We start from the raw sequence: 20,448 nt of genomic DNA, 5'->3' as shown, positions 1-20,448 counted from the left end.
ACCCCACGTACCTTATGCAACCCACCTACCTAAAAATCAGCTTACTGGCTCTACTTGCTGCCTGCTTGTTCCTCCCTTCGGCACAGGCCCAGCTCACCACGCCACCCATCGGTGGCAACAAAAAAGCGTCGGTATCGGAGCAGATCGGGCTGACAACCGTTACGGTTCGTTACGACCGACCCGGCGTGAAAGGACGAGAGGGTAAGATCTGGGGAACACCGCTGGCGCACTACGGCTTCCAGGACCTGGGGTACGGTCCGGGCCAACCCGCACCCTGGCGGGCCGGGGCTAACGAAACCACTACGATTACGTTTTCTGACGACGTGCGGGTGGAAGGAAAGCCGCTGCCGGCCGGAACCTACGGCCTCTTTATGAACCTCGGCGAGCAGGAAACCACCGTTATCTTCTCCAAGATTGTCGTTTCGTGGGGCAGTTATTACTACGATCCGGCGATGGACGTCCTGCGCGTGTCGGTCAGAAACCAACCCCTCGACCGATCGGTGGAGTGGCTGACGTACTCGTTCGTAAACCAGACCGACAGTTCGGCCGCGGTGGCCCTATCGTGGGAGAAACAGATGATTCCGTTTACGGTAAGCGTCGATCTGGTCGGGCAGCAGATGGCCTCGTTCCGTCGCGAACTGCTGTCCAAACCCGGCTTCACCTGGCAGTCGCTGGTGCAGGCCGCTACGTATTGCCTGACCACCAGTCGTGATTTGAAACAGGGACTGATCTGGGCCGATCAGGCCATCAGCGCCCGCTACGTAGGTCAGAAGAACTTTCAGACGCTCAGTACCAAAGCCGCCGTGCTGACAGCCCTCAGACGGTCCGAAGAAGCCAATGCCCTGATGGCCGAGGCCTTGCCCCTCGGCACCATGAATGACCTGCATCAGTACGGTCGCAGTCTGCTGACCCAACAACGGAGTCAGGAAGCTTACGCCATTTTCAAAGCCAACTACGACAAGCACCCCAATCAGTTTACGACGAACATCGGCATGAGCCGGGGCTTAGCAGCCATCGGTAAGCCTAAAGAAGCCCTGCCCTACCTACAAAATGCGCTGGCGCAAGCGCCTGACCCGCAGAACAAAGCCAGCGTAGAAGCGATGATCAAAGCCATTTCGGAAGGCAAGACCCTGTAGAGCTGCCACACTAGGTTGACTCCCTGACCAGCAAGCACGCCAAACCCACACACCCATGTTGAAGAACTACCTGAAAACCGCCCTGCGCAGTTTGTTGAAAAACAAGATGAATACCGCGATTAACATCACGGGTTTATCGATTGGTATGGTCTGTTGCATCCTGATTGTCATGTACGTAACGGATGAGCTGAGCTACGACCGATACTGGGCCAACGGGGAACAGATTTACCGGATGGCGCTGGAACGCAGGTATCCCGACCGCAGCGCGAGATACGCCATCATTCCGGCCTCTTACGCCCAGGACGTCAAACGAGAGATTCCGGAGGTAGCCGAAAGTGTCCGGCTGATAAGCTTTGGCGGCAACGCCCCTACCCTGCTGAAATACCAGAATCAGACCCTCGAAGAGCGGCATGTTATGCTGGCCGATTCGAGTTTCTTCAGGGTGTTTCAGGTGCCGCTGCTGGAAGGGAAGCCGGATCTGGTCCTGAATCGACCGAACACCGTCGTACTGACCCAGAGCACGGCCAAGCGAATCTTTGGCAACGCTAACCCCATCGGCAAGACGCTCGAAATTGTACAGGGTCCCAAGCTGGAAGTGACGGGCATCTGCGAAGACCTGCCCAAAAATGTACACTTCACCTTCGACTTTCTGGCCTCAGCGCGGGGCTTTCCGGTAGCCGACCAGATCAATCACATCAGTTTTTCGTCCACTACGTATCTGCGGCTACGTCCCAACGCCAACCCCGACGCGGTTCAGGCCAAGTTTCCGGCTCTTGTTGCTAAATACGCGGCTGGTGAAGTCGAACGTAATTTCGGCGTCAGCTACGACCAGTACCTGAAAGCGGGGAATGGTTATTTCTATTTTCTGCAGCCCCTACGCAGCATTCACCTTGATTCCAACCTGGAGAGCGAATTACAGCCCAACGGCAACCGCACACTGGTTTACATGTTTATGGTCATTGCGGGTTTCGTGCTTCTGATTGCCTGCATCAACTTCATGAATCTGGCCACGGCCCGGTCGTCGGAGCGGGCCAAAGAGGTAGGCATCCGGAAATCGCTGGGCTCGACGAACGGCCAACTGGCAGCCCAGTTCCTGACGGAGTCGGTGCTGCTGAGCCTGTTCAGTTTCACGGTGGCTATCGGGCTGGTGATTATGCTACTGCCGCTATTCAACGAACTGGCCCGTAAGGAGTTGTCGGCCTTGTTCCTGATCCGGTGGACTACGTTGCCGGTCCTGTTCATTCTGGCGTTGTTGGTCGGCTTGCTGGCGGGCAGCTATCCGGCCGGCGTATTGTCCTCGTTCGAACCGATCAAGGTACTCAAGGGTAAGTTCTTCTCCACGCGCCAGGGCCACCTGCTGCGAAATGGCCTGGTCGTATTCCAATTCGCCATCTCGATCATACTCATCATCAGCACGTTGATCGTATATCGGCAGTTACACTACGTTCAGAACAAGGCGTTAGGATTTGCCAAGGAAGCGGTCATCACCGTACAGGGTGCCGGCTTTCTGGGTCCCAACACCGAAGCCTTCAAACAGGACATCGGGCAGATTGCGGGTGTGCAGACCGTCGGCGGAGCAAGCGCTATACCGGGTCAGCCCAACTACTTCGGCATAACGTTCAGGAAAGAAGGCGACCGCGAAACCGTAACGGGGCGTGGTCTGGTGGCAGATGATCAATACCTGCAAACTATGCAGATGACGATGACGGCCGGCCGGCCCTTCTCCAGGGCGTTCAATGACTCCTTATCGGTTGTCATCAACGAAGAAGCCGCCAAAGAACTCGGCCTGGCTGACCCCATTGGGAAGCGCGTCGTCAGCCCCGATGATTTTGGCCGGGAGGGCGATGCCGAAGTGGTGTACACGGTGGTCGGGGTGGTCAAAAACTTTCATTTTACGTCGCTGCACCAACGGATTGCGCCCCTGTTCATCATCAACGACCGCTGGTTCGGGCGCAACAACAACCAGATCGTCATGCGCATCCAGTCGCCGGAACCGCAGGCGGTGCTGGCCCGGACCGAAGGCATCTGGAAGCGCTATTTGCCCGATCAGCCGTTTCACTACTCATTTCTTGAATCAGACTGGGGGGCTTTGTATCAGTCGGAGCAGGTGTCGCAGCGTATCTTTGGCGTGTTCTCCCTGCTGGCTATTCTGATTGCCTGCATGGGTCTGCTGGGCCTGGCCATCTACATCATCCAACAGCGAACGAAAGAAATTGGCGTACGGAAGGTCCTGGGGGCGAGCATTCCGGGCATTGTCGCCTTGTTGTCAAAAGACTTCCTGAAGCTGGTGTTTATCGCGTTCATTCTGGCGTCGCCCGTGGCCTGGTACGCCATGAACCGCTGGTTGCAGGACTTTGCCTATAAGATCGACATCGAGTGGTGGGTGTTTGCCGTTGCCGGAGTGCTGGCCGTCGGTATTGCCTTGCTGACCGTCAGCTACCAGAGCGTCAAAGCCGCGCTGATGAACCCGGTGAAGAGTTTGCGGGCGGAGTAGCGTAGGGCTTGGGGCTAAGGGCGTGGGGCATGGGGTAGAGGTAGCAGTACCCCATGCCCCATGCCCTACGCTCCCTACCCCCCCAGCTCTCGAATGACCCGGCACGGATTCCCGGCCGCAAACACGTTGGCTGGTATATCCTTCGTCACGACGCTGCCCGCGCCGATGGTGGTGTTGTCGCCGATGGTTACGCCGGGGCACACGATGACGCCACCGCCGAGCCACACGCTGTTGCCGATGGTGATGGGAGCCGCCAGTTCGGGGCCTTTGTCGCGCTCGACGGCATCGACGGGGTGGTAGGCTGCGTAGAGTTGCACATTCGGAGCACATTGAAAGTTGTTGCCGATAGTGATGCGGGCGCAATCCAGAAAGGTGCAGTTGAAATTGAGAAAGCAGTTCTCGCCGAAGGTGATAAACGAGCCGTAATCACAATAGAACGGCGGCTGAATGTTAAGCCCCGGCCCAAAACCGCCCAGAAGCTGTTGAAAAATGGCCTGTCGCTCGGGTTCAGCGTGGTGGGGGGTTCGGTTGAATTCAGAGAATAGGGCGCGGGCTCTGAAACGCATCTCAACCAGCGTTGGGTCGTTGGCAATGTACAGTTCGCCCGCCAGCATCTTTTCCAGTTCGGTTTTCATAGCATCTAGTCGTTGGTCCTGATGATGGTGTAAGTTAGCGAGGAAGTCTGAAGCCTGGCCCCCCGGCAGGCTGTAACGGCTTGCTTTTTACGCCCTGATGGCCTGTCCGTAACTGTACGGCCTTACGTCCGTTTGCGGACATTCCCGGCACAACCGAAATCAGTAAATTCTCAAAATCAACACATTACAAGTCTGGTACGAGGTTTGGGCTGACCTTTTGCAACTTGTTCAAAGTAATCCCGGCCGACGTTCATGATCAAGAACTACCTTAAAATTGCGTGGCGGAATCTGCTCAAGCACCCGACGACCACCGGCATTCACCTGCTCGGCCTGACGGTGGGCCTGACGACCTGCCTGTTGATTCTGCTGTTTATCCAGAATGAGTGGAGTTACGACCGCCATCATAAACTAGGAGAACGCATTTACCGCGTCAACGAAATTGCAACCGTCGGCGGAGAGGTCGAACGATCCGGGACAACGCCTTATCCGTTGTCCCTGGCTCTGCGCAATGACTTTTCCGACTGGTCGAAAATCACCCGGATCCACGCCGACCGCGACGTGAGAATCATGGTATCGCGGGAGAAGATTCTGCTGGAAGACAAGGTGCTCTTTGCCGAACCGGAGTTGTTTGAGCTCTTCGCTCTTGATATGGTTTCGGGCAATAGCCGCACAATTTTGAGCCAGCCCAACCAGGTGATTCTGACGGAAAGTACAGCCAAGACGTATTTTGGCACAACCCCGGCCGTGGGCAAAACGCTCAAGCTCGACAACAAAGTGACGGTGCAGGTAGCGGGCATCATGCGCGATATCCCCTCGCAGTCGATTCTGAACGCCCGGATGATTATATCCTTCCCGACCATGAAGGATTACTTCGAGTTTTCGCTGGATCAGTGGGGCGTCCGCTCCGGGGGAAGCGTATTCGCCCTGCTGCCCGAAGGCCGCTCGCCCGAACAGTACACGGCCCGGCTGGCTGCAGCCAGTAAAAAATACTTCGCTGAAGAGCGGGGCTCAACGCATCAACTGGTACTTCAGCCCTTGCACGATATACACTTCAATCCGGATTTTGACGGCAGCAAATTCGCCCCGCCGATCTCACCAACCTACCTCTACGTATTCGGCATTGTGGGTTTGTTCGTGCTCCTGATCGCCTGCGTCAACTTCATCAATATGTCGACGGCCCGCGCCATGACCCGCGCCCGCGAGGTCGGCGTTCGGAAGGTGGTCGGCGCAACGCAGGGCCAGCTGGTCAGTCAGTTTCTGAGTGAAGCATTCTGGCTGGCTGGTTTGTCGGCGGTGCTGGCGCTGGTGTTAACGTACGGCCTTCTGCCCTCGGTGAACGACTTCATGCAGAAGCAGATCGGGTTTCGGTGGACCGAATCGGTACTCTTTATGACGGTGCTGGCCGTGCTGACGACGGTTCTGGCGGGCAGTTACCCGGCCTTTTTTCTGGCGCGGTTTGTACCGGTCAAAGTTCTGAAAGCTCATGCCGAGCCAGGTCGGCGGGGTCAGGCCTGGCTGCGCCAGGGGCTGGTCGTTTTTCAATTTACCATCTCGCTAGTGCTGGCCGTGGGCGTACTGGTGGTTTATCGTCAGATGAGTTATTTCCGGCAGAAAGATCTGGGATTCAGCCGCGAGGCAATTGTGACGGTGAGCTTGCCGGAAACCCGGAATCTGAGACCATTGGGACAGGAATTCCGGCAGATTCCGGGCGTTGAACACGTTTCGTTTGCGCTCGGAGCGCCCACGTCGGACAATAACTTCGGGACCGACATGCACCCTGATCCTACGAATGAAGACAAAAAAATAGGCATATCGCTCAAAGTTGTTGATGCCGACTACCTGGAAACGTACGGACTGACGCTGCTGGCTGGTCGCTTCCTCGAACACCGCGATACGCTGGGTATATCCGGCAAGATTCCCGAAGAGCAACGGCGTTACGTGTTTGTGGTTAACGAAACCGTAGTGAAAGCGCTGGGCCTGTCGAAGCCTGAACAGGCACTCGGGCGTAAAATCAGGGCGGGCATCAACAACATCACGGCCGAAATTGTCGGCGTTGTCAAAGACTTTCACAGCAGTTCGCTCCGCAAACCGATTGAGCCGGTGGTCATGATGAACTTCCCGTACTTCTACCGAACGGCGGGCCTGAAGTTACAGACGGCGAACTACCAGAAAACTATAGCCGCTGTTGAGCGCACCTTCCGAACGTTTTACCCGGAAGGCCTCTTTGACGCCAAGTTTCTGGATCAGAGCCTACAGGAGCAATACGAGGAAGAAGAGCGCCAGTTTACGTTGCTGAGGGTGTTTGCGGGCCTTGCCCTGGTCATCTGCTGCCTGGGTTTGTGGGGGCTGGCTACGTTCATCATCGAACGCCGGACCAAGGAAATCGGTGTTCGGAAAGTCCTCGGCGCGTCGGTGCCGAGCCTGGTGGCGCTGCTGTCCAGAGACTTCCTGAAACTAATCCTGGTAGCCATTGTCCTCGCAACGCCCCTGGCCTGGTTCGCCATGAATCAGTGGCTCAACGACTTCACCTACAGGATTGAGATTGAGTGGTGGATGTTTGTGGTCGTGGGGTTGCTGGCTACGGGGGTCGCCGTCTTAACCGTCAGCTTCCAGAGCATCAAAGCCGCCCTGATGAATCCCGTAAAATCATTACGTACTGACTAGCGTAGGACTAGGGGCCTGGGGCAGAGGGTTCTTCACCCCACGCCCCAAGCCCCCTGCCCTACGCCCCAAGCCCTAACCCCTTGCCAATATGTTGCGCAACTATTTTAAAATCGCCTGGCGGAACCTGATTCGCTACAAAGGCTACACGTTCATCAACATCGCCGGTCTGTCGATTGGACTGGCTTGCTGTCTGGTGATCTTTCTGTTTGTCCAGGATGAATTGAGTTACGATGCCTTCCACGCGAAGGCCAACCGGATACACCGCATCGTCAACCACCGGACATCGGATGGACGCGAAATGGACCTGGCCAGAACGCCACCTCCCTTTGGCCCTACCTTACGGACTACGTTCCCGGAGGTCGAGAACATGGTGCGTATTTTCGATTTCGGCAGCAAGGAGCTGGTTGCCTACGAAGACAAGAAGTTCTTCGAAGCCGACATCGTACTGGCCGATTCAACCTTCTTCGACGTGTTCTCGTTCCGGCTGACGCGGGGCAATCCGGCTGAGGTGCTGCGCGGGCCGAACTCCATTGTGCTGTCGGAGACGATGGCCCGCAAATACTTCGGCAATCAGGACCCGGTCAATAAAGTGCTCACGATTGATAATACCTACAAATTCCGGGTGACGGGCGTCATGCAGGACGTTCCGGCGCAATCGCACCTTAACGTCAATTTTGTAGGCTCGCTGGGTGTGTTGCGCGATATGGTCGGAGCAGAGCGCATGGCAAACTGGGGCTGGCAGCAGTTCTTCACGTATATCGTGTTGCCGGAGAATTACGACCCAGACAAGCTAAACAGCAAGCTGCCCGCTTTCTTTGCGCAACATGCGGGGGATGAGGCTGGTAATGACAACTATCATCTGCAGGCGCTGAAAGACGTTCACCTCCGCTCCACTGACATCGAGTACGACCTCGCTCGGAAAGGCGACATCCGTTACGTCTACGCATTTGCCGTTGTTGCACTGTTTACGTTGCTGATTGCCTGCTTCAATTTCATGAATCTGTCAACCGCCCGCTCGGCCCGCCGGGCCAAGGAAGTAGGGCTGCGCAAAGCCGTGGGAGCCGAGCGTACGCAGCTTATTGGACAGTTTCTCGGCGAATCGGTGTTGCAGACGGGTCTGGCATTGGTGCTGGCCGTGGCGTTGACGCTTGTGGCGGTACCAACGATCAATACCTGGGCGGGTAAATCATTAAGTTCCTCATCGGTTCTGACGGTCCCGTTCATCCTGGGTCTACTGGCTACAGGACTGCTGGTCGGCCTGCTGGCGGGCAGTTATCCGGCCTTTTTCCTGTCGGCGTTCCGGCCCATCAAAGTGCTGAAAGGCGATATGAAGGGGTCGCAGGGCGGGGCGTTTCTGCGCAAAAATCTGGTGGTTGTTCAGTTTACGGTGTCCATCATCCTGATCATCGGCGCAGGCATTGTGTTCTACCAGATGCGCTATATCCAGCAAAACAACATGGGCTTCACAAAGGAGCAGCTGGTGATGGTTCCGCTCCGTACGGCCGACATCGCTAAAAACATCGAGACGATTAAGGCTGAGCTCCTGAAGAACCCATCCATCACAGCGGCTACGGCCTGCTATGGTGTGCCGGGAGGTCGGTTTGCGGGTGACGGCATCAACCTACCGGGCAAGCCTAAACAGTTCTCCACCAATATGTTCCTCGTCGATTATGACTACATTCCGACGCTGGACATGACGATGGTGGCCGGTCGTAACTTCTCCCGATCCTTCGGCACCGACGCGGATCAGGGTTTCATTCTGAACGAAACAGCCGTAAACGTGCTGGGATGGGGCAAACCCGCCGATGCCATTGGTAAAGAGATTCTTTGGCCCAGATGGTCGCCCCCGACACCGAGCGACACGATCAAACGGGGTAAAGTTATCGGTGTGGTGAAAGACTTCAACTACAAGACCGTCCACCAGAAGATTGAGCCGATGGTGTTACACATTGTGCCATCAGAATATGCCTACCTTGTTGTTCGCATCCGGCCAGAAGCCACAACAGCCGCTTTGAGCGTGTTGCAGGCAAAATGGCAGTCGCTGGCGAGCGATTGGCCATTTGAGTACACCTTCCTGGACGAGCAGTTTGCGGAGCAATACCGCTCGGAGCAGATTTTCAGCAAGGTGTTCGGTCTGTTTACGTTCCTGTCCATTTTCATTACGTGCCTGGGTCTGTTCGGCTTAGCCGCGTTCACAGCCGAGCAGCGCACCAAGGAAATTGGGGTGCGGAAAGTTCTCGGTGCCAGCGTCACAAACATTCTGGTGTTGCTCAGCAAAGACTTCCTGAAACTGGTCCTGATCGCCATCATCCTGGCATCGCCGGTGGCCTGGTACGCGATGAATCAGTGGCTGCAGGGCTTCGCGTACAAGATTGACATTGAGTGGTGGATGTTTGTCCTGGCCGGTGTTCTGGCTACGTTGGTGGCCATCCTGACGGTAGGTTTCCAGAGTATCAAAGCGGCCCTGATGAATCCCGTAAAAAGTCTGCGTACTGAATAGCGTGGGGTTGGGGCAGGGGGCGTAGGGCAGGGGGCATGGGGTATAACTGCCCTTAGCCCCCTGCCCCAAACCCCCAGCCCCGCGCCCTTAGCCCCAACCCCCTTGCCCTATGCTTCGTAACTACGTCAAAATCGCCCTCCGTCGGCTGTGGACTGACAAGACCCACACGGCTATCAATGTGCTGGGTTTGGCACTGGGGATGACGTGCTGCCTGGTCATCTACGTCTTTGTTCGCTACGAACTCAGCTTCGACGGCTTTCATACCAATGCCGACCGGATCTACCGGATCGTTGAACATAGCCGGAAAGCCGATGGGGTTCAATATTGGGCGACCACGGCCTATCCGCTGGCCGAGGCCATTCGCAGGGAGATGCCGGGCGTCGAGGTTACGCAAACGGCCGGTCCCGATAGCCGCATCATCAACTCGGTCGATGAGCGTGGCAACGTGCATCGCTTCGAGGAAAAGCGGCTGATGTTTACCGACGAGCATTATCTGCGGCTGTTTGATTTTGGTAAGGCCTTTCCGAACGGGATCTGGCTGGCCGGCAATGCCGAAACTGCATTCGAGCAACCCAACGCCGTCGTATTGACGCAGAAACTGGCCGAGCGTTATTTTGCCGGGCACGCTGGTCGGTACGAACAAATTGTGGGCAAGACGCTGACGCTCAACAACTCAGACCGGTTGGTTGTGTCGGGTATCATTCGTAATCCGCCCCGCAACACGAACCTGCTGTTCGATATGCTGGTGAACTACCGGTTCTTCAAGGCTAACAACCCATATCCTACGAACAACTGGTCCGGCAACTATCAGGGTATCACCTACGTTTCGCTTCCCGCCGGTACTGATCCACAGGCATTTGAGCGTCAATTGGTGTCGTTGAAAAAAAAGTATATGAAGGCGGAAGACAACCGCCGAATCAGCTACGTCCTGCAGCCACTGGCCCAAATCCATACCGAAACGAGGTACGAAGATTTCTTCGGCGGCTACGTTGTCAGTCGCGAGATGCTGTTGGGGCTGGCCAGCCTGGCCGTTTTTCTCATCCTGATCGCGTCGTTCAATTTTATCAACCTGACAACTGCGCAAGCCATCCGACGCCGGAAAGAGGTGGGCGTTCGGAAGGTGGTGGGCAGCACGAAAGGGCAGCTTTTTGGCCAGTTCACTGGCGAAACGCTCGTTGTTACTACGATTGCCGGTTTGATTTCGCTCGGGGTGCTGAGTGTACTGCTGGATTGGTTGAACCAGTCCTTATCCATCATCAATCTTGATTTAAGTACTGACACCACCGTATGGCTATTCAGCGCGGGGCTGGCCGTGACAGTAGCCGCGCTGGCAGGCTTCTACCCCGCCATTGTCTTATCCAATGTCAAACCCATCGCGGCCTTAAAGGACACCGTTACGCAACAGCGCCACCGCTTCTCACTACGTCAGGGACTGATTGTGTTGCAGTTCTGCATCACCTACGCTCTGTTGGTCGGAACGATTGTGGCATCCCAGCAGATGGATTTTTTCCGGAACAAAGAACTGGGCTTTGCCAAAGACGCCATCCTTACCGTCAATGGGCCGCGCAATCAGGTGGCCGAAAAGATGGAGGTGTTCCGCCAGCAACTACTGAAGAACCCATCCGTTAAAGGGGTCAGTTTTTCCAGCGGTGCTCCGATCACGAAGAACCACTACGGCACGGACTTCCGGCTAAAGTCGGAAGACATCACCATGAAACGGCAGGCCGAAATGAAAGTGACCGATTTAGCGTACCAGTCGCTGTTTGGTCTGCAAATGGTGGCCGGGCGCTGGTTTTCCCCATCGAATATCGTACCGGACGGCTCCGCTTTTAACGCGTTCATTGTCAATGAAACCCTGGTCAACAGGCTGGGGCTAACCCCGGAAACGGCGATTGGTAAAACCATAGCCATTACTGAAGGAGAAGCACCAATTCTAGGAGTGGTAAAAGACTTCCACAACGTATCCTTGCAGCAGCCAATCACGCCCTGTGTGCTCATGTGCTGGAACACAGGCTTCTACGAGCAGATTCATGTGCAGTTACAGACGCAGAGCGGCCAGTGGATGAACCTGCCAAAAACCCTGGGCGCCATTGAAAAGACCTGGAAGCAGGTGTTTCCGCAGGATGTTTATCAATACACGTTCCTGAACGAGTCGCTGGCTAAGGGCTACATTGTCGAGCAGTTGGTGTTTGATGCGTTCCGGATTTTTGCCGCCATCTCAATTTTTATTTCGTGCCTGGGGCTATTTGGCTTAGTCACCTTAGCGGCTAATCAACGGACCAAGGAAATCGGCGTCCGCAAGGTTCTCGGTGCCTCAGTAGCCAGCATCGTGGCCCTGCTCAGTAAGGATTTTCTCAAACTGGTGCTGGTCGCTATCCTGCTGGCAACGCCCATCGCCTGGTACGCCATGAACCAATGGCTGCAGGACTTTGCCTACAAGATCGACATCGAGTGGTGGGTATTTGCCCTGGCCGGGCTTCTGGCGACCACAGTGGCTGTCCTGACCGTCAGCTTCCAGAGCATTAAGGCTGCATTGATGAACCCGGTGAAATCATTACGTACTGAATAGCGTGGGGCTTGGGGCATGGGGTATAACTGCCCTACGCCCTTAACCCTACCCTCTTAATCCAAAGCTCTATGCTTCTCAACTATCTTAAAATTGCCTTCCGACAACTTTGGCGCAACCGGCTGTTTAGTGCGGTTAATGTTGTAGGACTGGCCGTAGGTTTAGCTGTAAGTTTACTGATTGGTTTATTCGTTGCGCATGAATGGAGCTTCGACCGCTTTCATCCCAATGCCGATTACATCTACCGTGTGCATACGAAAATGCAGTACAGCGACTACGAATTTCCGTCGGATAAGGCGTCGGCCCGGATTGGTCCCGATCTGCAAAAACGGCTGCCTGGCGTACTTAACTTCGTACGGTTCTTCCGCAATCCAGACGCGCCGTTTGACGTGTCGCCACGCCGGCGCTTCACACAGGACGGATTTGCGCTCACCGATGCTTCGTTCTTCCAGATGTTCGGTTTTCGTCTCCTGCAGGGCGATGTCCGAACCGTATTTCGTACTCCACAGTCACTGGTCGTTGCCGAGCGAGTAGCGCGACAATGGTTCGGTACCGAAGACCCCATCGGGCGGATCGTACAGTATAAAAATAAGCTGCCTTTTGTGATAACGGGTGTCATGGCTGATCCGCCTTCTAACTCAACCTTACAGTTGGATGTGTTGGCACCGATAACCTCATTCCGGGCGGTAGACCAGCTGCGCCATTCGTCTGCCAAAAGACCTGATGGACAAACAGAACTGGATTTTCCGGGCTATAGCCGCGGGCACTTCGAGACCTATCTGCTCGTCAAAAACGCCTACACAGCGGGCAGGATTCCGGCGCTGCTCCACCAGATGACCATTGAAACCGGCGAGAATGGTACGCAAACAGACCTTTTCGCTTTTTTCGTGCAGCCACTGACCAGCATCCACTTTGGTGCTAATTTCGGCGACATAGCTAACGTCCGGCTGGTCAGCCTATTTAGTTTGGCAGCCGTACTAATTCTGCTCTTAGCACTCGTTAACTATATGAGTCTCACCACGGCACGCTCGGCCGAACGCGGGCGGGAGGTAGCCGTTCGAAAGGTAGCCGGAGCGTCACGAAAAACCTTGGCCGGGCAGTTCTACATGGAGTCGGCGCTGGTAACACTGATCAGTTTCGGGTTGGCACTGCTGCTGTTCTCTACCTTACGGGTGCCGTTTCAAAACCTGATACAAAGTCAAATTGATAACGCTTTTTTATCACAGCCACTATTCATTAGTGTGGCCCTGGGACTTATGCTTTTGTGCGTAGCAGTCTCCGGTAGTTATCCAGCGCTGGTACTGTCGGCGTTTGCCCCGGCTGAAACGTTACGTGGAAAATTTGGATTACGGGTCGGAAGTGGGCGACTTCGCAAAGCATTTACGGTGCTACAATTCGGAGCGTCGGCAGGCCTGATCGCCTGTAGTTTCATTATTTACCAGCAGTTGCAGCTATTGCGAACAAAAGACATTGGCCTACAAAAGGCTCAGGTGCTGGCTGTTCCATTCGCGGCTAACCTGTCGGCACGCGTGGCCACGTTGCAGCAGCAAATGACCCAATTACCCGGCGTGGGCGCTGTAACAGTTGCCGATCTGGCGCTGTTCCGCCGTCAACCAACGACTGTAGGTTTTACTTCACCTGTCAACGGACGGGAGCTGTCACTTGGAATCATCAACGCCGACGTAACATTTTTAGACTTTTTTGGCATCCGCTGGGCTGTTGAACCACCCGCTGACAACCGCTTAGGTACCAAAAACACTATGATTCTGAACGAGTCAGCAGCAAAACTGGCAGGCATTTACGATCAAGGTGTTCGATGGCCGCTTTTCGGTAATCCTGTAGAAGTACTGGGAATAACGCAGGACTTCAATTACGCTTCGCTACGTGACCGAGTTGAGCCGGTTATGCTGTTTGTCAGTCGTGATTCTTCAGCGACTTTCTACGACCTGGCCGGCGGTTGTTTCTACTTAAGACTTACGCCTGGTACTAACTGGCGCAGCACCCTGAATCAGATTGGCAAGCTCTGCCATCGTTACGACCCAGAGTCGGCCTTTTCGTACTATTTTTTGGACGAAGCGTTCGATAACTTTCATAGATCGGAGAGCCGATTAACCAATGTATTCGGCTTGTTTACAGGGGTTGCCTTATTCATTGCCGGGCTGGGTCTTTTTGGGCTGGCAGCTTTCACGGCCGAGCAACGGACCAAGGAAATCGGCGTCCGCAAGGTTCTCGGTGCTTCAGTAGCCAGCATCGTGGCCCTGCTCAGTAAGGATTTTCTCAAACTGGTGCTGGTCGCTATCCTGCTGGCAACGCCCATCGCCTGGTATGCCATGAACCAATGGCTGCAGGACTTTGCCTACAAGATCGACATCGAGTGGTGGGTATTTGCCCTGGCCGGGCTGCTGGCGACCACGGTGGCTGTCCTGACCGTCAGCTTTCAGAGCATTAAGGCTGCATTGATGAACCCGGTGAAATCATTACGTACCGAATAAATGCCAATTACTATGAACCGTATTCTTTCAATCCTTTTCGTGGGCGTAAGTTTCAGCGCTGCCGCCCAGCAGCACATCAGTAAGTCGGTCAACGACGACGGCAAGACGCTGGATGTCCGCATTCAGGTTGATAATGACGCACAGCACATCCGCTACAACCGCCGGTTTGACATAGCCGGTATGACCGCTGCCGAAAAAGACAGGCTCATGGCCAGTATCGAAGATTCGCTCGGCATTGATTTAACTCCGCCGACGCCACCAACTCCTCCGACACCACCTACACCACCTACACCTCCGACGCCACCAACGCCACCAACTCCTCCGCGTCATGGATCGCTGTCGTATAGCTACGGTTATCACCAGTCAAAGGTTGACATTGATGATCGTCCGTACAGCAAAGAAGTTAACGAAGATTCGGAGAAGGGCGAACTTCATCTGCGGTATCGGTTCGAGCGCAACGGCGATGCGCATACGTACGAACGTACGCTGAACGTCAAAGGCAAAACCGACCGCGAGAAGCAGCAGATTATCGAAGGCATTGAGAAAGAACTCGGTATCAAGCCGAATAAAAAATAGCGTAGGGCATGGGGTACAGGATGGTCTACCCCACGCCCTCAGCCCCCTGCCCCACGCCCCAACCCCTACGCCCCGCACACCCATGCTAAGCAATTATCTTAAAATCGCTCTCCGCCAGTTATGGCGCAACCGCCTGTTCAGCGTCCTGAACCTGGTTGGATTAACCGTTGGCTTAGCAGTCAGTACGTTTATTGCGTTGTACGTATGGCACGAGTTTCACTATGATCGGTTTCACCCGTTCGCTGAGCGGACGTACCGAATCATGTGTATGAGTAAGTTCGGGGGCGAGGAGGTGTTCTTCCCCGGTTTGCACGAATCGTTTGGCCGTTTGGCTAAGCAGCAGATTCCCGAGATTGATGAATTTGTGCGGTGGTCGGATGGGACCGACGTTGTACTGCAATCGGATGTCAATCATCAGTTTAAGGAAGAGAACATTGGCTTTGCCGACGCGTCCATATTAACTGTTATGGGTTTTGACCTGTTGTATGGCAACAAAAAAACGGCCCTCACCACTCCTGGTCAGATTGTGCTGACCCGCCCCCTGGCCGAAAAGTATTTTGGTCTTCAGAACCCGGTTGGTAAGACGCTGCTGTTTGACAAACATTTCCCGCTTACGGTTTCGGGTGTAATGAAGGATTTACCCACCAATTCGGTCATTCAGTTCAATGCCCTGGTGTCGTTGCCGTCGATGCCTACCCTGGGGCCTAAGCACCGCGAGCTGTTCAAGCAGTATGGTATGTTCACTACGTACCTTGTTCTGCGACCGGATGCCAACGTCAGCACGGTTACCCGGAAACTGAAGCGAGTAACAGGCGGCTTTCAGTTTGGTGATCTGAAAGCCGAGTATCTGCTCGAATCCATGCCGTCGCTGCACCTGTACAGTCGAACCGACCAGAAAGGCGAAGCCCGGCAGTCGTTGTACATTCTTCTGACAATTGCCCTGGTCATTCTGGCCCTGGCCATTATCAACTACATTAGTATGACCACGGCCCGGGCTACCAAACGAGCGCGGGAAGTCGGCATTCGTAAGGCAATTGGCGGCCAGCGACGCGAATTGATCTTTCAGTTCTTCCTAGAATCTTTCCTGACGACAACCCTGGCGTTTGCCACGTCGCTGCTGGTACTGCAAGGCATTTTCAGTTGGGCTAACGAAGCCCTCGATCTTCACATGGATAACCGGGTCCTGGGCCAGGGACCATACTGGGGCGTTATGCTGGTACTGTGGCTCGGCTGTTCACTGCTGGCGGGCGCCTATCCTGCCTTGTTGCTCTCCGGTTTCCGCCCAGCCCTGATCCTGAAGGGAACCCTGACGATGCGCTACAGCGGAGCCAATCTTCGACGCACCTTCACAACGGTTCAGTTCACCGCGTCTATTGGGTTGCTGATTTGCAGCCTAGTCCTGTTCGCCCAAATGCGTTTCCTACGTACCAGGAGCATCGGCATTGACCGGGCCCAGGTTGTATCCATGCACATCGACGGAGATATGCAGGCCCAGCTTCCCGCGCTACGGGACGCCATTCGCGGGTGGGCCGGTCCGGCCAACGTAGCGACAACGAACACCAGGCTGTTCACCTCGAACGTATCGACCTGGTTTGTCGAAACAAAAAAGACAAAGAAGCAGCTCATGGTCAACGCCCTCACCGTCGATAAGTCGTTCTTCGACATGATGGGCATCCGTTGGCTGTATCGTCCTGATGACTGGGCAGCAAGACCCGTAACGAGCGATTTAACCGTTTATAACCAGACGGCTATCCGCGAAGCGGGTATAACGGGCAATCCCCTGCAACAGCCGGCTCCATTCAAGTACGATTCCGTGGTTGCCGGCGTCATTGCCGATTTCCACGTACATAGCCTGCACGGCCCCGTTTCGGCCATGCGGCTAACGGTTGTGAGTGATACGAACCGGTCGATTATGGCCAACGGCGGATACGTTCTGGTGCGACTCAATCCGAATACGAACGTCGGCCAGGCCGTCGACCAGCTCAAAGCAATTTACGACCGGCAGCAGCCAACCGCTCCCTTTGACTACTATTTTCTGGACGATGCCTACAACCAGTTGTACGCCAGAGAAGACCGGCTGGCCCGGCTCTTCAACGCCTTTACGGGCCTTACGCTGCTGGTCGCTTGCTTAGGCCTGCTCGGTTTGATGACTTTCAATGTTGAAGCCCGCACCAAAGAAATTGGCATCCGAAAGGTCCTCGGTGCGTCGGTGGCCAGCATCGTGGCGTTGCTTTCCAAAGACTTTATGAAACTGGTGTTGCTGGCTATTGTCATTGCCTCGCCTATCGCGTGGTACGCCATGAATCAGTGGTTGCAGCAGTTTACCTATAAGATTGACATCCGGTGGTGGATGTTCGTCCTGGCGGGCGGACTGGCCGCTTTGGTGGCCGTTCTGACCATTAGTTTTCAAAGCATCAAAGCCGCGCTGATGAATCCGGTAAAGAGTTTACGAACCGATTAGCAACGGGCGTGGGGCTGGGGGCATGGGGTATAGGATGGTTTACCCCACGCCCTCAGCCCTACGCCCCCAGCCCTTTTCCCCAAACAATAAAACCTCTAAACAACTATGGCACACATCGCTATTCCCATTCCCACGATTCCTGGCAAACAGGACGTTGAAATTGAAGTGACCGTCAACGGCCAGAAACAGGCCCTGCATTACCGCGTGGAGCTGTTTTACTGGGACGACTGCACCGTGCCGTCTTTCGACCGGGTCGAGTGCATTCGGCAGATGCTGGCCGGCTACGATCAGGACTGGACGCTCTACTACATTGGCTCACCGACTGAACAGTTTGTGCCCATTACGTTCGTGAAGAAAGAGGATCTGGTGAAACAGCGTCAGTTGCTGATGGTCTCGTAGCCGGTCTCGTATGTTATACAACTACCTCAAAATCGCGGTTCGTAACCTCTGGCGATCGCCCTTGTACAGTCTGCTCAACATCGGCGGACTGGCCCTGGGCATCGCCTGTTGCCTGCTGATTGCGCTCTACGTCTACGACGAGTGGAACTACGACCGTTTCCACCGCAACGCCCCCAATATTTATCGAGTTGTTGAGAAACAACCCCAGGCCGGAGAAATTTACGACGTAGCCATTACCCCCGGCCCCCTGGCCCCTACCCTCAAAACCGACTTTCCGGAAGTGGCCGAAGTGGGACGTATCGGCCGGTGGAGTGGCCTGATGAAATACGGCAGACAGGTTTTTGAAGAAGGCAACTTGTTTTTTGCCGACAATGGTCTGCTTCGGATGTTCGATTTTCCGCTGGTTAAAGGGAACGTCGCGACGGCCCTGACCCGGCCCGACGAACTGGTGATGACCGAAACGACCGCCCGCAAGTATTTTGGCAACAACTGGCAGCAGAACCCGAAGGTGATCGGCGCTACGTTACGGCTGAACAACGAGCGGGACTATCGGGTGGTAGGCGTCCTGAAAGACGTACCGGCGAACTCCCATCTTCAGTTCGGTATCCTGCTTTCGTTTAAAAATCTGGAGTTATTCGATAAGTGGAACTACAATTGGGGCAGCAATAATTTTCATACCTACGTCCAGTTACGGCCGGCTACCGATGCGGCTGCCTTTAACCAGAAAATAGAAGGTCAGTACATGCGGTACGCCAAAACAGGCACAACGCTGCGTCTGCAACCCCTGACCGACATCCACCTGTATTCCAACTTCGCCTTTAACACCGACTGGGGCCAGCACAACGACATCTTCTACGTCAGGCTATTCGGCGCGGTTGGCCTGATCGTCTTACTGATTGCCTGCGTAAACTTCATCAATCTGTCGACGGCACGTTCCACCCGCCGGGCGCGGGAAGTGGGCGTTCGCAAGACGGTAGGGGCGCAGCGGTGGCACCTGGTATTCCAGTTTCTCGGCGAGTCGTTTTTGCTGACGGTGCTGGCTGTAGTGGCAGCGCTTGTGCTGGCCAGTGTCCTGATACCAATTTTCAGTGAGCTATCCGGCAAGACACTGACGCTGGATTTTGCAGCGCCCCCCTTCTGGTTTGCGCTGGTGGTGATAACCTTGCTGGTTGGCTTTATGGCAGGCTTATATCCGGCGTTCCTGCTCTCGTCGTTTCAGCCGGCCAGGGTGCTGAAGAGTATGTTCAGAGTGGGTTCGGGTCAGACTTTTCGCCAGACCCTGGTAGTAGGTCAGTTTATGCTGTCGGTAGCCTTGATCATCTGCACGGTTTTTATCTACAACCAGTTGCAATACATGCAGCAAAAGAACCTTGGTTTTGATAAATCGCAGTTGTTGTACGTGCGCCTGAAAGGAGCATTACGCGAAAACGTGTTTGGCTTTAAACAGGAATTGCAGCGCCAAAGCAGTATCGAATCGGCGGCTGCCACAACCGCTACCCTGGTTGATGTGGGCAATTCATCCAATATTACCTGGGAAGGTCAGCAGCCGAAAGACGAATTTCTGATTACCCAGATGAACGTTGATCCTGATTTCCTTTCGATGGTGGGGATGAAGCTGGAGCGTGGTACTAATTTCATCGAGAAGTCGACGAAGGATACCACCTGGACGTTCCTGGTCAACCAGACGGCGGCCCAGCGGATGGGTTATACCGCCCAAAGTGCCATCGGCAAACGGGTTGAGTTCTGGGGGATGAAAGGCCGCATCCGGGGTGTGGTCCGGGATTTCCACTTCCGCCCGCTTAACGTACCGATCGAGCCCTTCATCTTCCAGTACGCGCCCGGCAATCCGTATTTTCAGATGCTGGTTAAAACCCGGCCGGGTCAGGCCCAGCAGGCGATTCGGACCGTCGCGCAGCTTTATAAGCAGTACGAAAAAGAAGCCCCGTTGCAGTACGGTTTCGTCGATCAGGAGCTGGACCAGCAATACCGCCGGGAGCAGCGGACCGGCCAGATCGTGCTTTCTTTTTCCTGCCTAGCCATCCTGATTTCCTGCCTGGGTCTGTTTGGCCTGGCGGCCTTCACGGCCGAGCAACGGACCAAGGAGATCGGCATCCGTAAAGTGCTCGGGGCGAGTGTCGCCGGGGTCGTTTTTCTGCTCAGCCGGGATTTCCTCAAACTGGTCCTGATCGCCATTGCGCTGGCGTCGCCGATCGCCTGGTACATGACCAATCGCTGGCTGCAGCACTTTGCGTATAAGGTCGACATTACGTGGTGGGTGTTTGTGCTGGCGAGTGGGCTGGCTGTGGCTATCGCCATCCTGACGATCAGCTTCCAGAGCCTTCGGGCCGCGCTGATGAACCCCGCCAAAAGTTTACGAACGGAGTAGTTTGGGCTGGGGGCGTGGGGCGTGGGGCTGGGGGTAAACAGAACGGCTTCAACCCCTGCCCCCAGCCCCCTGCCCTAAACCCCTCGCACCAAGCCTCAGGGTCAGACGTACCGTCAGACCTTTGCCGACAGTACCCCCT

The 20,448-nt window shown here is 55.2% G+C and carries 11 protein-coding genes; 10 read left to right on the top strand and 1 reads right to left on the bottom strand.

The genetic code is table 11. The annotated features are described in order from the left end of the window. Positions 1-14: 14 nt before the first annotated feature. A complete protein-coding gene (locus tag DYU11_RS32765; protein WP_119671981.1) occupies positions 15-1,136 on the top strand; it encodes a DUF2911 domain-containing protein in 1,122 nt (373 codons plus the stop codon). A gap of 55 nt (positions 1,137-1,191) precedes the next feature. After that, positions 1,192-3,630, top strand: coding sequence for an ABC transporter permease (locus DYU11_RS32760; protein ID WP_119671980.1), 2,439 nt, complete (start codon positions 1,192-1,194; stop codon positions 3,628-3,630). Between the two features lie 74 nt (positions 3,631-3,704). Here DYU11_RS32760 and DYU11_RS32755 read toward each other — a convergent pair whose 3' ends face one another. After that, complete coding sequence (locus tag DYU11_RS32755) at positions 3,705-4,265, bottom strand: sugar O-acetyltransferase (protein ID WP_119671979.1); 561 nt, start codon at positions 4,263-4,265, stop codon at positions 3,705-3,707. Positions 4,266-4,517: 252 nt separating this feature from the next. Here DYU11_RS32755 and DYU11_RS32750 point away from each other — a divergent pair, with 252 nt between their 5' ends. From DYU11_RS32750 to DYU11_RS32715, 8 genes are all read left to right on the top strand, one after another. Further along, a complete protein-coding gene (locus tag DYU11_RS32750) occupies positions 4,518-6,929 on the top strand; it encodes an ABC transporter permease (protein WP_119671978.1) in 2,412 nt (803 codons plus the stop codon). Between the two features lie 88 nt (positions 6,930-7,017). Beyond that, positions 7,018-9,429, top strand: a complete 2,412-nt coding sequence (locus DYU11_RS32745) for an ABC transporter permease (RefSeq protein WP_119671977.1) — start codon at positions 7,018-7,020, stop codon at positions 9,427-9,429. A gap of 109 nt (positions 9,430-9,538) precedes the next feature. Next, complete coding sequence (locus tag DYU11_RS32740; protein WP_119671976.1) at positions 9,539-11,998, top strand: ABC transporter permease; 2,460 nt, start codon at positions 9,539-9,541, stop codon at positions 11,996-11,998. Between the two features lie 68 nt (positions 11,999-12,066). Beyond that, positions 12,067-14,487 (top strand): ABC transporter permease, encoded by a 2,421-nt coding sequence (locus DYU11_RS32735; RefSeq protein ID WP_119671975.1) that lies wholly within the window; start codon positions 12,067-12,069, stop codon positions 14,485-14,487. A 12-nt stretch (positions 14,488-14,499) separates the two neighbouring features. Next, positions 14,500-15,063 (top strand): hypothetical protein, encoded by a 564-nt coding sequence (locus DYU11_RS32730; RefSeq protein ID WP_147368100.1) that lies wholly within the window; start codon positions 14,500-14,502, stop codon positions 15,061-15,063. 82 nt (positions 15,064-15,145) lie between these two features. Beyond that, entirely contained in the window at positions 15,146-17,524 is a 2,379-nt protein-coding gene (locus tag DYU11_RS32725; RefSeq protein ID WP_119671973.1) for an ABC transporter permease, read from the top strand. 105 nt (positions 17,525-17,629) lie between these two features. Continuing rightward, positions 17,630-17,923: a hypothetical protein gene (locus tag DYU11_RS32720; protein ID WP_119671972.1), complete on the top strand. Its 294-nt coding sequence runs from the start codon at positions 17,630-17,632 to the stop codon at positions 17,921-17,923. Between the two features lie 10 nt (positions 17,924-17,933). Further along, positions 17,934-20,309, top strand: a complete 2,376-nt coding sequence (locus DYU11_RS32715; protein ID WP_119671971.1) for an ABC transporter permease — start codon at positions 17,934-17,936, stop codon at positions 20,307-20,309. The last annotated feature ends 139 nt before the right edge of the window (positions 20,310-20,448 follow it).

Source organism: Fibrisoma montanum, from assembly GCF_003583365.1.
Taxonomy (GTDB): Bacteria; Bacteroidota; Bacteroidia; order Cytophagales; family Spirosomataceae; genus Fibrisoma; species Fibrisoma montanum.
This window is presented reverse-complemented; position numbering and strand designations above follow the sequence as displayed.